15 protein-coding genes are annotated in these 14,237 nt (G+C 72.5%); 8 read left to right on the forward strand and 7 right to left on the reverse strand.

Annotated features, from left to right (window positions below):
- Positions 1-30: 30 nt before the first annotated feature.
- The 3 genes from ACFWW8_RS16620 to ACFWW8_RS16630 all read right to left on the reverse strand — a co-directional run bounded on the left by ACFWW8_RS16620 (position 31) and on the right by ACFWW8_RS16630 (position 2,348).
- Positions 31-675, reverse strand: a complete 645-nt coding sequence (locus ACFWW8_RS16620) for a dihydrofolate reductase family protein (RefSeq protein ID WP_386529227.1) — start codon at positions 673-675, stop codon at positions 31-33.
- 272 nt (positions 676-947) lie between these two features.
- Positions 948-1,607 carry a hypothetical protein gene (locus ACFWW8_RS16625; RefSeq protein WP_386529230.1) on the reverse strand — a complete coding sequence of 220 codons (660 nt, stop codon included), beginning with the start codon at positions 1,605-1,607 and terminating at the stop codon, positions 948-950.
- Positions 1,608-1,910: 303 nt separating this feature from the next.
- Positions 1,911-2,348 carry a DUF3592 domain-containing protein gene (locus ACFWW8_RS16630; protein WP_386529233.1) on the reverse strand — a complete coding sequence of 146 codons (438 nt, stop codon included), beginning with the start codon at positions 2,346-2,348 and terminating at the stop codon, positions 1,911-1,913.
- Between the two features lie 86 nt (positions 2,349-2,434).
- Here ACFWW8_RS16630 and ACFWW8_RS16635 point away from each other — a divergent pair, with 86 nt between their 5' ends.
- Complete coding sequence (locus ACFWW8_RS16635) at positions 2,435-2,875, forward strand: hypothetical protein (protein ID WP_386529236.1); 441 nt, start codon at positions 2,435-2,437, stop codon at positions 2,873-2,875.
- Here the strand turns inward: ACFWW8_RS16635 and ACFWW8_RS16640 are convergent.
- The 4 genes from ACFWW8_RS16640 to ACFWW8_RS16655 all read right to left on the reverse strand — a co-directional run bounded on the left by ACFWW8_RS16640 (position 2,850) and on the right by ACFWW8_RS16655 (position 7,361).
- Complete coding sequence (locus tag ACFWW8_RS16640; protein WP_386529239.1) at positions 2,850-3,083, reverse strand: hypothetical protein; 234 nt, start codon at positions 3,081-3,083, stop codon at positions 2,850-2,852. The genes ACFWW8_RS16635 and ACFWW8_RS16640 overlap by 26 nt on opposite strands.
- 3 nt (positions 3,084-3,086) lie before the next feature.
- Positions 3,087-4,844 (reverse strand): Imm49 family immunity protein, encoded by a 1,758-nt coding sequence (locus ACFWW8_RS16645; RefSeq protein WP_386529242.1) that lies wholly within the window; start codon positions 4,842-4,844, stop codon positions 3,087-3,089.
- Between the two features lie 151 nt (positions 4,845-4,995).
- Complete coding sequence (locus ACFWW8_RS16650) at positions 4,996-6,504, reverse strand: DUF4246 domain-containing protein (protein WP_386529245.1); 1,509 nt, start codon at positions 6,502-6,504, stop codon at positions 4,996-4,998.
- A 110-nt stretch (positions 6,505-6,614) separates the two neighbouring features.
- Positions 6,615-7,361 carry a GntR family transcriptional regulator gene (locus tag ACFWW8_RS16655; protein WP_386529248.1) on the reverse strand — a complete coding sequence of 249 codons (747 nt, stop codon included), beginning with the start codon at positions 7,359-7,361 and terminating at the stop codon, positions 6,615-6,617.
- Positions 7,362-7,609: 248 nt separating this feature from the next.
- Here ACFWW8_RS16655 and ACFWW8_RS16660 point away from each other — a divergent pair, with 248 nt between their 5' ends.
- From ACFWW8_RS16660 to ACFWW8_RS16690, 7 genes are all read left to right on the forward strand, one after another.
- Positions 7,610-8,776 (forward strand): ABC transporter substrate-binding protein, encoded by a 1,167-nt coding sequence (locus ACFWW8_RS16660; RefSeq protein ID WP_386529251.1) that lies wholly within the window; start codon positions 7,610-7,612, stop codon positions 8,774-8,776.
- Positions 8,776-9,681, forward strand: a complete 906-nt coding sequence (locus tag ACFWW8_RS16665) for an ABC transporter permease (protein ID WP_386529254.1) — start codon at positions 8,776-8,778, stop codon at positions 9,679-9,681. The genes ACFWW8_RS16660 and ACFWW8_RS16665 overlap by 1 nt, the downstream gene beginning before the upstream one ends.
- Positions 9,678-10,595, forward strand: coding sequence for an ABC transporter permease (locus tag ACFWW8_RS16670; RefSeq protein WP_386529543.1), 918 nt, complete (start codon positions 9,678-9,680; stop codon positions 10,593-10,595). Before ACFWW8_RS16665 ends, ACFWW8_RS16670 begins: the two co-directional genes overlap by 4 nt.
- Positions 10,596-10,599: 4 nt before the next feature.
- The gene (locus tag ACFWW8_RS16675; RefSeq protein WP_386529257.1) at positions 10,600-11,703 is read left to right on the forward strand and encodes an ABC transporter ATP-binding protein; all 1,104 of its coding nucleotides are present in this window, start codon (positions 10,600-10,602) and stop codon (positions 11,701-11,703) included.
- Positions 11,700-12,365, forward strand: coding sequence for an HAD family hydrolase (locus ACFWW8_RS16680; protein WP_386529260.1), 666 nt, complete (start codon positions 11,700-11,702; stop codon positions 12,363-12,365). Before ACFWW8_RS16675 ends, ACFWW8_RS16680 begins: the two co-directional genes overlap by 4 nt.
- Positions 12,366-12,433: 68 nt before the next feature.
- The gene (locus tag ACFWW8_RS16685; protein WP_386529263.1) at positions 12,434-13,669 is read left to right on the forward strand and encodes a DUF2330 domain-containing protein; all 1,236 of its coding nucleotides are present in this window, start codon (positions 12,434-12,436) and stop codon (positions 13,667-13,669) included.
- 3 nt (positions 13,670-13,672) lie between these two features.
- Complete coding sequence (locus ACFWW8_RS16690) at positions 13,673-14,233, forward strand: hypothetical protein (protein WP_386529266.1); 561 nt, start codon at positions 13,673-13,675, stop codon at positions 14,231-14,233.
- Positions 14,234-14,237: the final 4 nt, after the last annotated feature.

A 14,237-nucleotide genomic window follows, 5' to 3' on the forward strand; every position in this document is an offset into this window, starting at 1 on the left:
AGGGCCGCGCAAGCCTGCTCCGAAGAGCGGTCACTTCCGCCAGAACAGGTGGTGGGTCACCCCGCTCGGACTGGGAACCACGTCGAGGTGGAACCGGTCGAGCAGCTCGTCGGGAGACTCCCACAGCCGTACTCCGGACCCGAACTTCACCGGCGAGACGGCCACGTGCAGGGTGTCGACGAGATCCGCGTCGAGGAACTGCCGGATGGTGGTGGCCCCGCCGCCGAGCCGGATGTCCTTGCCCTGCGCCGCCTCCCGGGCCAGCTCGAGGACGGTGACCGGGTCGTCGTCGACGAAGTGGAACGTGGTGTCGGAGAGCGTGAACGAAGGACGCTTGTGGTGGGTCATGACGAACACCGGGGTGCGGAACGGCGGCTCGTCACCCCACCAGCCCTGCCACTCGTGGTCCTGCCAGGGCCCGCGCTGGGGTCCGAACTTGTTGCGGCCCATGATCTCGGCGCCGATGTTGCGCGCGTAGTCCCGCGTCAGGTAGTCGTCCAGGCCACGACTCCCGCCGGGGGCGGTGCGCATGGGCCAGCTCGCCGTGGCCCCCGCCCAGGCGAACAGTCTCGCGGGCTCGACGTGACCGAACGGCCTTTCGAGTGTCTGGTCGTTGCCGGCTCCGATGCCGTCGCTCGAGACGTTGAAGTTCTGGACTCTCAACAGCTGGGCCACGTGTTCCTCCTGAGGTGGGGTGACAGCAGGGGTGAGACTGTCCGGGCGGCACAGACTCATCGCTCCCTTCGCGACCGGACAGAAGAGCGGCCCCCCAGCGTACTGATACGCGCCGTTTGGGATGGTTCGGGAGCCGTGTCGGTGGAGGACTCCTCCTGGCCCGCGACGCGGACCTCCTGCCTCTGCTGACCGAGTTCCCCACGGACCGCACCTGAAGGGGCCGGCGGGGCGCAGCCGCCCCGGTCCGCCCGCTCCGTCCCACCACCTGACGGTTACCGGGCGGCGCGGAGGTTCCAGACGGTCAACTGACCCTCGATCAACCCGTAACTGCCCTCCTTGTAGCGGGTCGCGGTGACTTTCAGAAGGGCGATCGGGGACGCCTCGTTGACGAGGCACACGCTGTCGCCCTCCGCCACGACGATCGCGTTGCGCGACTGGCTGGCGAGGAGGTCCTTGCACCCCTGCGGGGTGGGGTCCCCGGTGTTCTCCCACAGGGCGACGGTGCCCTTGACCTCCATCGAACTGGACCCGTTGCGCCCGGCGGCGGGCCGGACGCCGAGGCTGGTGCCCTTGCTCGGCGGTACCTGCGAGAGGTCAAGGCCCTCCAGCCCCAGTACCACCTTGCCCGACCACCGGACGGCCACGGCCGCGGCCCCGTCGGCGCCTGTCGCGGGGACGTTCTCGGGGCTCTGGGACGGCTGGCCGCCGACGGCGGACGACGTGGGCGGCGGTACGGCCGCCGGCTGGGAGGGCCCGTTGGAAAACGCGGCGACGGCAGTCGCGACGCCCGCGATCGCACTCACCACGGCGGCACCGGCCGCCCAGATCTTGACCCGGGAGGGGCTCGCGGCCGGCGGCGGCGCGTACGGCGGCGGCACGTACGGCGGCGGCACGTACGGCGGCGACGCCGGCTGCTGCGGCGGATTCTCCATGCTGCGTCCCCTCGGCATTCCCCGATCGGCCCGTCGGGCCGGCAATCCCGTGACGATAGCAATTCCCCTTCGCCACGAAGAACATGATCGTGTCGCAGGCCGGGACGGCGCAGCCGCCCCAGCACATGCACCCGCCCCCGCGAGGAGGCGGTGCGAACGCCTTCCACGGATACGCAGGCCTCCTCACCCCGGAGCCGGGAACGGTCGGACCGGCAACCTGCCGACCGTGGGCGGCCGGCTCGGCGCGGTGATCGACTTCGGCGGACGCCCGGATGCCCGGACGCACTTGCCGGCAGCACCGTGTCAGAGCAGTCCGAGCACCGTGAGCAGGAACCCGAACAGCCCGACGACCGCCAGGAGCAGGAGGGTCAGCACGGCGCGCAGGGTGCCCGGTCCCGCTTCGGCGAGTACTGCGCGTTCCGGGCTCGACGGGAGGTAGCGCAGTCGCACCCGCGCACCCAGGGGCCGTCGCCGGCCGGTGTCGATGTCGAGTCGGTACTCGTGCCCGTCGACCGCGCGGAAGCCCACGATGGCGTGCTGCGGGCCCGCTCGGCCCTGGTCTCCGGACAGGACGTAGGCATCCAGCACTCTGCCCTCGGTGACCAGCCCTTCCTTGAACGTCCTGCGGATGAGAAGCCATCGGCTGTACGTCCGCACCGCGAGAGCCGCGCACACCGACAGGGTGACGAGCCCGACAGAACTCAGCAGCAGTCGGTGCCCCTCCTCGCGCAGGAATTCCATGTCGCCCTTCCACGTCGACCTGCCGCCGGCCCGGCATGGCCCGGCCCTGGTGCGCGGGTGCCCGCCGGGCAGGCTAGTTTGCTCGGATGAGTCTTCTCGATGATGTGGCCGAGCGCGATGGTTGGCGATGCTGGGTGTGTGACGAGCCGGTCGACCCGGACGAGTCGGTGAACGACCCGCGGGGGCCCAGTGTCGACAGCCGGACGGCCGACCGTAAGGCCAAGGTCGTCGAACGGCTCGCGCACCGCGGGTGCAACAGCCGCAAGGGTGCGGTCAAGGTGGTCATCGCCTGGCCGGAGCGCCTGTACGTGGTCGAACCCGCGCCGTTGATCGCCGTTGCCGACAGGCTGGGGCGCAAGGGTGGCCGCGAGATGGTGGGCCGTTGTCCGACCAGGAAGGACGCCCAGGAGGCGGCGGACTGGCTGGTGGACCGGTTCTCCCGCCTGGTACCGGGGATGCCGGTCACCGCCGACATCGAGTCAGGGGGCGGCCAGTTCCTCGTCATCCTGGCCGCCGGCCGCCGCTGAGCGGGGCTCCCCCCCCCGCGTCCTGTCCGCGGACGCGGGCGGCGAGCCTGCGGTAGCGCTCCGCCCCGGCCGCGATCCAGGCCTCCGGGCACAGCAGCACGGAGGTGCGATCGATGTCGCCGCACAACCGGGACAGCACCTCGGCCGCCGCGTCCCACGGGGTCGGTTCCGCGCCCGAGCCGGCCGGCAGGGGCGGGTCCGGTGACACCCTCTAGTAGGGCTCGGCGGCCCGCAGCAGGTCCTGCGGGAGGTAGGGGGAATCGACTCGGATCGCCCAGCCGCGGCGGCGGGCGTGGCAGGCCAGGGCCAGGACGTCGAGGTCGAGCGAGGCGTCCGGACCGTCGGCGCGGTCGGCGACTTGGTAGTAGGCGCGATGGGCTTCGAGCGCGTCGGCCAGGGCGAGGTTGAAGCTTTCCTCGTCTCCCTCCACCAGCTGCGACAGCAGCACGGCCGGCGACATGGCGAAACCCCAGTCCTCGGCCTTCTCGGCCTCCTGGAGCGCCCGCCGGGCAGCCGCTTCGGGCTCGTCGCCCTTCAGGTACGCGTGCAGGGCTTCGCGGTACGCGGTGAAGGCGGAGCCGTCCGGGCGGGCGAACGCGGGGCCGGTGAGGACCAGCGGGACGAGATCCTCGCGTACGCCGCTGATCAGGGCGAAGGCGGTGGCCGTCTGCCAGTTCCCGGCACCGGCCTCGTGGCCCCGCTCGGCCCGGTAGCGCAGCGTGCGGCCGCCGATGGTCACCTCGACCTCGGTGCCGGGCTCCGCCAGCGCGATGCGGAACAGGGCCGCCCCGAGGCCGGAGGCCAGGCGAAGGGTGGCGAGCTGGGCGTCCGTGACGTCGCCCGGGTTCCCCGCCCGCCACTTGAAGAGGCGCCGCTGATCACCCATGGCGTCGCCGAGACGCCAGACCGGGAGGGGCTCCCCGTCGACCGGGGTGAACGCCTCGCGCAGGTCTTTCTCGTACATGGCCTCGATCCGCGCGATCCCGTCCCGCTCGCAGGCCGGCCGTTCCACCACCAGCGGGCCCGCGGCGAGCGCGGCGACCGCGTCGGGCCTCCGGTTCCGGCCGAACCCCGCGACCCGCGGGCCCCGGGTCTCGAAGTTCGTGATCAGGGCGTGCGGGAGGTAGTCGGTGCTCACGGCCGGTGCCCAGCCCAGCGTCCGGTACGCGAGCGCGGCGAGAGCGATGGGGACGAGCGGGAGCAGTGTGCGCGCAGAGGCCGCGGGGCCCTGCTGGGCGGCGTGCCCGGCCAGGAGGCCGGCGAGCGCTCCCTCGAAAGCCTTCCGGTCCTCGGCGACCAGCGCGCGCACCGCGTGGAGCGCCGCACCGTCCGGCCGCTCCAGCAGGGGCCGGCCGGTCTCCGTGTCGCGGGTGCGGACACGGTCCAGGGCCGCGTCGACGGCGGCGAGCCTGGCCCGCGCGCTCGGCGGATACTCCCCGTCGTCGCCCGTGTCGTCGAGGACCAGGGCCGCCAGCCCGGTGGCGAGTTCGCCGGCGGGGGTGCCCTGTGCCCGCGCGGCGAACTTCTGCCGGGCGAAGTGGAAGGCCTCGCCGTGGAACGCCGCCTTGTCCCGCAGGACCGTCAGGCACAGGGCGTCGATCCACTCCCCGGTCGTGATGCCCTCCTCGGGTGCGTCATCGCCCGGGTCGTAGCTCATGCCGAAGTTCACGTACTCCAGGAAGACGTGGAAGCTGCAGTGCGGGTGGTACGCGGCGTAGGCGACGGCGCCGGCCGCGGCTTCGGAGGCGTCCTTGAGGGCGGCCCTGGCCTCCGGGGTGTCGAGGTCGGGCGTCTCGACGGAGAGCGCACCCAGGTAGCCGAGGAACTCCTCCGCGATCGCCTGCCACTCGTAGGTGGCCATCCGGCCGCCCCGTGACATGGACCGGACCTCACCGCCGATGCGGTTCGTGAAGTCCTCGCGCGCCGCCGATATGACGGCCGCGCTTACCTGGTGACGCTCTATTCGCACAGCCCTGCTCCTTGATCGAACCTTCCGACAGCCTAGGTGCAGGGGCTGACAGAGGCCGGCGGCTGCCGGTCCGCTGGTCCTCCGGGGCCGCCAGGACGTCCCGCCTGATGCCCTCGTGTTCGGACGGGACGAGGGCGTGAGGAGGGGAGGCTCAGTGCTCGCAGAGGGAGAATTCTCGTTCGTAGAGCTGCTCGTTGTGTTCGTCGACGAAGAACTTGCGTTCCCGCATGAGCTGTTCGCGATAGTTCTCCGCCTGTTCGAGCGTCATGGTCGAGGTGGCGGACCACGGCTGTTGCGGCGGCACGTCGGACGTCGAGACGATCCGCTGCGACGGGTCGACCAGGAAGAACGCGAGGATCTTGCGGTGTCCCGGGCGGGTGGGGTCTTCGAGGCGGAAGGGGCCGACGCGGTGCTGCAGGACGTTCGGGAACGCCAGGCAGCGGCCCGCGGGGGTCGATGCCGATCCCAGCATCTGGTTCAGCGCGTCCTCGTTCTCCAGGCCGTACACCTCGCGCATGCCGTTGTCGTCGCTCTGTTCGTAGTCCGGATCATCGAGCGCGGCCCGGAAGCTCAGCCGGCTTTCGGTGATGTTCTCGCTGTCCCAGTAGTAGATGCCGGTCGAGACGATCCGCTCGTTCAGCATCCCCTCGACATGCCAGGAACCGCCGGAGTACTCGGGCTTGTCCGGGGTGAGGTGAATGGTGGCGAGCTTGACGATGACCTGGAGACGGCGGCCGCGCAGGTCGACCCGGGCGGATGCGCCGGGCAGCTCGGGCGGGGTGAAGGCCGGGGCGTCCGGGACGACCGGACGGCGGTTCTCCCACCAGTCGTCCCTGGCCTCGTCCCATGCGTGGCGGGCTTCCGTGTAGGCCGCGGCATCGCTGTACGCGGCTGCGTCCGGACGCTCCGGCTCCGATGCGTACCACCCGTAGGGGTCGGCTTCGATCCGCAGGGGTCGAGGATGGCGCAGATCGGTGAGCACGTTCTCCAGCAGCGGGAGTATGCGCGCGAACACGTCCGGCAGGACGGCGGCCAGTTCTCGATGCGTGTGCGGGTGGACGTTGTTGACGTAGGAACGGAAGGCGACATCGCCGTCGTCACTGACATCGACGTCCGTGGGCAGCCACTGGAACTTCTCTGAGAACTCGTACTTCGAGTACCGGTCCGTCGGGTTCTGCCAGGTGTCCTCGGGTGCGCCGCTCGCCTCCCGTACCAGGCAGAACAGCGAGGGATGGACCAGATCCAACACCTGGCCGTCGGAGCCGGGATGCCAGTCCCTTTCTGCCGCCGGCACCTGTTCCAGCACCCGGACCGCGTCGCGCAGCCGGGACCTGAGCGTGTCGTCGACGAGCGAGTCCGACTGCCACACGCCGTCGACGGCGGACACCTCGACGCCCGTTCGTCCGTCGCGCAGCGCGGCGTAATGGGCGAGTTCGGCCAGTACGTAGCGGACCTGTGCTGCGGTGAGGCCTTGGGCGACTGCTTCTTGTGTCCACCTGCCGACGATGCCGGCATCGTTCATCTTGTCGAACCACCCCGGCTTCGACCGGATGTGCGAGCTGCACTGCATCATCTGAAGTTCCCGCAAGGTTCGGGGAGTTGCGAAAGCTATGGAGCGGGACGCGTGAAAGGGCAGGGGGAAAGCAGGCAGGGCAGACAAGTGTCTCGGTCCTCCGAGTCGGTGTGCGGTGGCCGGAAGGATACGTCAGCGCACCGACACCGTGGCCGGGCCCAGGCCGGGTGACACGGTTGAACAAAGAGCTCAGGGGGTCAGTGGCCTCCCGGGCGGCGTTCCAGCGGGGTTGCTACCGCTGAGTTGCTCACACTGAACGTCACGCTGCCGGCCCTGTAGCGGTCGTCGGACCATTCGATCGGGCGGGCGGCAGCCGTCGCCGAGACGTGCCGTTGGCGCAAAAGCGGGCTGCCGCGCCGGATCCCCAGGAGGCGGGCGTCCTCGCTGCCCGCCGCGAGGGCGTCGATCAGGTGCTCGCCGTAGTGGGCCACCACCCCGGAGCCCTCGGCCAAGGCGTCCATGACGGACCGGCAGTCCTCCGGCATCGCCTCGACCGCCGCCGCGACCCAGTCGGCGTACGCGGTCCGCTCCACCATCACCGGCTCGCCGTCGAGCAGGCGCAGCCGCAGCACGGCCAGGATCCCGGTGCCCGGCGCCAGGTGCAGCCGGTCCGCCTCCTCGGTCGTGGCGGGCCGGCGGACCCGGGACAGGAAGCGGCTCCCGGCCTCGTGCCCGACCCCCTCGGCCCACTGGGCGAAGCTGTTCAACTCGCCGAAGCTGTGCCGGCGCTCGTGCCGCAGGACGATCCGGCGGGCCCCCTGCCGGGAGCCGATCAGGCCCTCCGCGGCGAGCGTGGCGACCGCCTGGCGGACCGTGCCGCGCGAGGCGGACCAGCGGGCCGCCAGATCGCTCTCGGAGGGCAGCTGTCCGCCCACCGGGAGCTCGCCGGAGGCGATCGCCACGCGCAGCGCTGCGGCGATCTCCAGGTACCGGACCGTGCCCATGCCGTTCGCTCCCTCGTCGCGGTGTGTGCCGGGTGCTGCGAGTCGGGTGGCGGACCCGCACCCCGGCCCCTCCATGATCAGTCCAGCAGCTCCGGGCACGTCTGCTTCCGGCCATTCTCGTCTCTTCCCCGAGCCGTGCTCCCGGCGACGGGCGCCGTTCACCGTCCGTACAGCGGGCCCGGGCGAACTGGAGTCAACTTGTTCAGACAAGTGAACGCCCCCTTTTGGATTCGTCTCCGGGAGAGACCGTGCTCAGTTCCTCCGCCCGTCGCGGTGCGGCCGTACTGCTCAGTGCCGCCGTCCTCACCACGCTCAGCGCGTGCGGCGCCGCCCCCGACCCGCAGCCCGCCGGTGCCGCCGGTGACGCGAAGAACGCGAAGCAGCCGGGCGCCGCGACCTCCGTGGCCGACTTCGGCTCCGTGGAGGCCCTCACCGCCGCCGCCCGGAAGGAGGGCCAGCTGAACGTGATCGCGCTGCCCCCGGACTGGGCGAACTACGGCGAGATCATCAAGGCCTTCGAGGCCAAGTACAAGATCAAGGTCAACAGCGAGAACCCGGACGCCTCCAGCTCCGACGAGATCGCCGCCGTCAAGTCCCGCAAGGGCCAGAAGCGCGCTCCCGACGTACTCGACCTCGGCATCGCCTTCGCCCGCAGCGGGGCCGCCGAGAACCTCTTCGCCCCGTACAAGGTCGCCGCCTGGGACAAGATCCCCGCCGGTCAGAAGGACGCCGACGGCCGCTGGTACAACGACTACGGCGGCTACGTCTCCATCGGCTGCGACGCCGCACGCGTCCCCACCTGCCCGCAGACCTTCGCGGACCTGCTCAAGCCCGAGTACAAGGGCAAGGTCGCCCTCAACGGCAACCCCACCAAGTCCGGCTCCGCCTTCGGCGGCGTGTACGCGGCCGCACTCGCGAACAAGGGCTCCTTCGCCGACATCCAGCCCGGCATCGACTTCTTCGGCCAGCTGAAGAAGAGCGGGAACTTCATCCCCGTCGAGTCCACGCCGGCCACCGTCGAGAAGGGCGAGACGCCCATCTCCATCGACTGGGACTACCTGAACGCCGGCTACGCCGAGCAGTTCAAGGGCAAGGGCGTCGACTGGAAGGTAGCCGTTCCCACCGACGGGGTCTTCGCCCAGTTCTACTCGCAGGCCATCAACAAGGAGGCCCCGAACCCGGCGGCCGCCCGCCTGTGGATGGAGTTCCTGTACAGCGCCGAGGGCCAGAACCTGTGGCTGAAGGGCTACGCCCGCCCCGTGCTGCTGCCCGCCATGACCCAGGACGGCACCGCCGACAAGGACGCCGTCGCCAAGCTCCCCCAGGTCCAGGGAACCCCGGCGTTCCCCGCGTCCGAGGAGCTCGACAAGGCCAAGGCCGCCCTCGCCGAGAAGTGGGACAAGGCCCTCTCCTGATGTCCGCCACCTCCACCACCCCCCACCCGACGGGGACCGCCGGCGGCGCCAGCCGCCGCCGGCGGCGCGGCCCGCGCACCTGGCTCGCCGTCCTCCCCCTCCTCGCCTTCACCGGCCTGTGTTTCGGGATCCCGCTCGGCGCCATCGCCTTCGGCGCCGTCACCCGCAGCGACCCGTCGACCGGCGCCACCGCACTGACCGGCGAGCACCTCGCCCGCTCCCTCCAGGGCCCCTACCTCGGCTCGCTCGTCGGCAGCGTCCAGCTCTCCGCCCTCACCGCGCTGATCGGCGGAGTCCTCGGCGTCGTCATCGCCCAGGCCGTGGTCACCTCGGGCTCGGCGGGACTGCGCGGCGCGGCCCTCACCGCCTCCGGCGTCCTGGCCAACTTCGGCGGCGTCCCCCTCGCCTTCGCCTTCATCGCCACGGTCGGGATCTCCGGGGTCGTCACCCGGCTCGCCGACCTCGGCGGCCTCGGCTGGAACCTGTACTCCTTCACCGGACTGACCGTGGTCTACCTGTACTTCCTCACCCCCCTGATGGTGCTGGTGATCGCCCCCGCCCTGGACGGACTGCGCCCCCAATGGCGCGAGGCCGCCCAGAACAGCGGCGCCACGGCCGGACAGTTCTGGCGCCACGTGGGCCTGCCGGTGCTCGCCCCCTCGCTGCTCGGCGGCTTCGTGCTGCTCTTCGGCACCGCCTTCGCCGCGCACGCCACCGCGGCGGCCCTCGTCGGCGGATCCGTACCCCTGGTGACCCTGAAGATCGCGGACGCGCTGTCCGGCAACGTGCTGACCGGCCAGGAGAACGTGGCGCTCGCCCTCGGCCTCGACATGATCCTGATCGCCGGCCTGGTCATGGCCGTCTACCTGCCCCTCCAGCGACGGAGCGCCCGATGGCTGCGATGACCCCGACCGCCGCCCGGACGACCCCGGCGGCCGACGCCGGGACCCCGGCCCCCCGCCCCGCCGCGCTCCGGGCCCGGCGCCGGCCCCGCGTCTGGCGCGGCGCCGTACTCGCCCTCGCGGGCGCCTACTTCGTCCTGCCGCTCCTCGCCTCCTTCGTCTTCACCGTGCACGTGCCCGGCCAGGGCGTCTCCTTCGAGGCGTACACCGGACTGCTCGCCGCCGACGGCTTCACCGAGAGCCTGCTGCTCTCCCTGGGACTCGCCGCCGCCACCATCGCCCTGTCCCTGCTCCTCGCGGTGCCCGCGCTGGTGGCCGTACGCATCGGCTCCCCGAGGCTGCGGCCGGTCGTCGAGGTGATGTGCATGCTGCCGCTGGTGGTACCGCCGATCGCCCTGGTCACCGGGATCACCACCGTCCTGCGCTGGGGCCCCGAGCACCTGTCGCGGACCCCGCTCTACCAGACCTTCCTGGCCGTGCAGAACGAGAGCTTCCCGGTCGTCCTGGTCCTCGCCTACACCGTGCTGGCCCTGCCGTTCGTGTACCGCTCGCTCGACGCCGGCCTGCGCGCCGTCGACGTGCCGACCCTGGTCGAGGCCGCCCGCAGCTGCGGCGCGAGCTGGCCGTACGTCGTCCTGCGCGTCCTCCTGCCCAACCTGCGGGCCGCGCTCGCCGGAGCCGCGTTCCTGACCCTCGCCCTGGTCCTCGGCGAATTCACCATCGCCTCCCTCCTCGGCTTCCAGCCCTTCGCCGTCTGGATCGTGTCGATCTCCGGAGCGCAGGCCCGCATGTCGGTCGCCGTTTCCGTCCTCAGCCTCCTCATCACCTGGCTGCTGCTGCTCGCCCTGTCCCGGGCGGGCGTCGCCCCGTCCACGGCCGCGGCCGCACCCGCCACCACCTCCCGCAAGGAATCCTGAGCCCATGTCCACCACGCCCACCACCGCCCCCGCGGCCGGGAAGCCCGCCGATTCCGCCGCGCCCGCGGGCGCGCGCGTCGAATTCCGCGCCCTGCGCCGGGCGTTCGGCTCCACCGTCGCGCTGGACGGCCTCGACCTCACCGTCGAGCCCGGTGAACTCCTCGCCCTGCTGGGCCCGTCGGGCTGCGGGAAGACCACCGCCCTGCGCGTGGTCGCCGGCTTCGAGCAGCCGGACTCCGGCGAAGTCCTGGTCGACGGGCGGGACATCACCCGCGTCCCGGCCAACCGCCGCGACGCCGGGATGGTCTTCCAGTCGTACAGCCTCTTCCCGAACCTGAGCGCCCGCGACAACGTCGCCTTCGGCCTGCGCGTCCGCAAGGTCGGCGCGGCACAGCGCCGCGAGCGCGCCGCCGAACTCCTCGACCTGGTGGGCCTGCCGGAGCACGGCGACCGCTACCCACACCAGATGTCCGGCGGTCAGCAGCAGCGCGTCGCACTGGCCCGCGCCCTGGCCCTGCGCCCGCGCGTGCTCCTGCTCGACGAACCGCTCTCCGCGCTGGACGCGAAGGTACGTGCGAACCTGCGCGAGGAGATCCGCAGGCTCCAGCTGTCCCTGGGCATCACCACCGTGTTCGTCACCCACGACCAGGAGGAGGCGCTGTCGATGGCCGACCGGGTCGCGGTCCTGAACGCGGGGAAGCTGGAACAGTGCGCGGCCCCGGCCGAGCTGTACCAGCGCCCCTCGACGCCGTTCGTGGCCGAGTTCGTCGGCACCATGAACCGGCTGCCCGGACGGCTCGCGGGCTCCGGCCTCGTGGAGGTGGCGGGCGTACGGCTGCCCGTGGACGGCCCGGTGCCGGCCACCACGGAGGTCGAGGTCCTCGTGCGCCCCGAGAACGTGACGGCGAGCGCCGACCCCGACGGCGACGCCACCGTCGTCTCCGCCTCCTTCTTCGGCTCCGTCACCCGGCTCCACCTCGAACTCCCCGGTGGGGTCCGGGTCAAGGCGGACCTGCCCTCGCGGGACGCCGGAGACCTGGCACCCGGCACCCGCGCCGCCATGGGCCTGGCCGCGCGGCCGGTGCTCGTGGTGGCGGGGCCCGCGTGAGCGCCCTCGGAGCGGTCCTGTTCGACATGGACGGCACGCTCGTCGACACCGAGGTGCTGTGGTGGCACACGACCGAGGAGACCGCCCGCGAGCTCGGGTACGCGCTGAGCGACGCGGACGCGCCGGAGGTGGTCGGCCGGGCGGTGGGGGACACCGCCGCCCACCTGGTACGGGTCGCGGGCGCGGGTGACGCGGCCGAGGTCGCCGCCGCGCTCACCCGGGACTTCTTCCGCCGGGTCGACGCCGGGGCGCCCGTACGTCCCGGAGCCCGGCGGCTGCTGGCCGCGCTGGAAGCCGAAGGCATGCCGTTCGCGCTGGTCAGCGCCTCGCCGCGGGTGGTCGTGGACTCGGTGGTGGGCGGCTCCCTGGCTGATGTCCCCTTCGCGTTCACCGTGTCCGCCGACGACACCGCGCGCACCAAGCCGCACCCGGACCCCTACCTCACCGCCGCCGCCCGGCTGGGCTTCGCGCCCGGGCGGTGCGTGGCGGTGGAGGACTCGCCCGACGGCGCCGCCTCAGCGGAGGCCGCCGGATGCGGGGTCCTGGTGGTGCCGTCGCTCCTGGCGGTACCGGCGTCGGCGGCGCGGACCTTCGCCGCCTCGCTGGAGGAGGTCACCCCGGAACTGCTGCGCCGGTGCCTGGAGGCGTCGGCCCGGGTCTGAGTCGCGTACGTGCCGCGACCCGCGCGGGTGTCCGGAACCGGAACGCGCGGGCGGTCGTCTGAGACCCCGTGTGGACGAAACGAAGGATCCTGGCGCTGCTGTTCGCCCTGCTCGCGACCCAGCTGGGCTCCCTGATCAGCCCGGCGTACGCCTGCGGCTGCGGGGCGATGGTTCCCGGCGGGCAGTCCCGGATCGGGGTCGACCGGGAGACCTCGGTGGTGCGCTGGGACGGCCGTACGGAACAGATCGTGATGCGCTTCACCGTCGACGGCGACGCGCGCCGGGCAGCCTGGATCATGCCGGTGCCGGGGCGGGCGACGGTGGAACTGGGCGACGAGGCCCTGTTCGGCGAACTCGCCTCGCTCACCCGGCCCGAGCGCCGGGCCCGCGGCTACTTCTGGCCGCGGGACTCCGACTGGCCCTTCTCCCCGGGCCGCGGCGACAGCGCGGGAGCCGCGCCGCCGGGCAGCGACGGGACGGGGGTCGGCGTCGTCGGCCGCGAGCAGCTCGGCGACTTCGACGTCGCCCGCCTCACGGCCACCGACCCCCGCGCCCTGCAGAACTGGCTGGAGGGCAACGGCTTCACGCTCTCCGACCGGCTCGCCGCCGAGGTCCAGCCGTACGTGGACCAGCAGTGGGAGTACGTCGCGGTGCGGCTCGCCCCGCGCCGGCCGGACGCGGTGCTGCGCGGCGACCTCGACCCCCTGAAGATCCGCTTCGAGAGTCCGCGGCTGGTCTACCCGATGCGGCTCTCCCGCCTCGCCCGGACCCCGCAGTCCCTGGGCCTCTACGTGCTGGCCGAGCACCGCATGGAACCCGCCTCCCGCATCGGCGGCTCCGCCCCGGAGGTGACGTTCGCGGGCCCCGTCTCGCCGAAGGACGGCCCGCTCGCAGAACTGGCGGGTTCCGGGACGGTGTTCCTGACGGCGATCGACCAGCGGTTCCCGGACCCGTCCCGCATCGACGCCGACCACGAACTGCGCGCCGCGCCCGCGGACACCCCGTACCGGCGGGTGATCCACCACGACGAGCTGCTCACGGTGTGGGGCGGCGCCCCGGTGTGGCTCCTGACCCTCGCGGCGGCTCTGGTCTTCGCGGTGGCCGCCTCCGCCGGCACACTGCGCCTCCGCCGCCGCCGCCGCGCGCACAGGGACCTGACGCCGGAGGCGCCGGCCGGCGGGGAGCCGCCGGCGGCCCCGCCATCGGGGGCCGTGAGCGTCCGCGTTACCTTGCTGCTTTCGTATCGAGACCGCCCGGAACGCAGTCCGTGTCCCGGAGGCGCGCTCTCGTCAGCGCAAGGGTGACACGTGCACAACCACAGGGCTGCGGTACGGGCCGTCGCCGGCCGCAGCGTCCGCATCGCGTCGGCCGCCGTCCTGGCGCTCGGCCTGCTCACCGGCTGCTCGGCGGAGTACGACGCCGACGACGTCGCGTACGCCGGGGACTACGGCAGTCATCCACCGCTGGCCGTGGTCGGGTTCCCGTCCACGGGAACGCTGGGGATCACCCAGCAGGTGGTGTGGCGCATCGCCGACGGGCGGCCGGGTGAGCTGGCTGCGCTGGGGGACGACACACAGGACGAGGACGCCGTCCGCACGACGGCCGAGAACTGGATCGCCGCGTTCGGCAAGGGCGCCCGGGGCAAGGTCACCGCGGAGTTCTACGACGAGGGTTCGTACCGGCAGACCGTCGTGCTCTACCTGCACGGCACCGGGCAGATCAAGGAGATCTACGTCCTGCCCCAGAGCGTCGACCACAAGGCCGTCTGGCGGGTGAGCATGGCCGAGCCGGACCCCGCGGACGCCACGGCGGTCGCGCCCTGGGTGCCGAAGACGCCCGGCGAGCTCGGGTCGACGATGATCCGGTGACCGG

Source organism: Streptomyces sp. NPDC058701, from assembly GCF_042715295.1.
In the GTDB taxonomy this organism is placed as follows: Bacteria; Actinomycetota; Actinomycetes; order Streptomycetales; family Streptomycetaceae; genus Streptomyces.

Coding starts and splice junctions, on each gene's coding strand:
- ACFWW8_RS16630 (WP_386529233.1), bottom strand. CDS start 2,348: ATGGAATTCCTGCGCGAGGAGGGGCACCGACTGCTGCTGAGTTCTGTC.
- ACFWW8_RS16665 (WP_386529254.1), top strand. CDS start 8,776: ATGTCCGCCACCTCCACCACCCCCCACCCGACGGGGACCGCCGGCGGC.
- ACFWW8_RS16655 (WP_386529248.1), bottom strand. CDS start 7,361: ATGGGCACGGTCCGGTACCTGGAGATCGCCGCAGCGCTGCGCGTGGCG.
- ACFWW8_RS16625 (WP_386529230.1), bottom strand. CDS start 1,607: ATGGAGAATCCGCCGCAGCAGCCGGCGTCGCCGCCGTACGTGCCGCCG.
- ACFWW8_RS16635 (WP_386529236.1), top strand. CDS start 2,435: ATGAGTCTTCTCGATGATGTGGCCGAGCGCGATGGTTGGCGATGCTGG.
- ACFWW8_RS16675 (WP_386529257.1), top strand. CDS start 10,600: ATGTCCACCACGCCCACCACCGCCCCCGCGGCCGGGAAGCCCGCCGAT.
- ACFWW8_RS16670 (WP_386529543.1), top strand. CDS start 9,678: ATGACCCCGACCGCCGCCCGGACGACCCCGGCGGCCGACGCCGGGACC.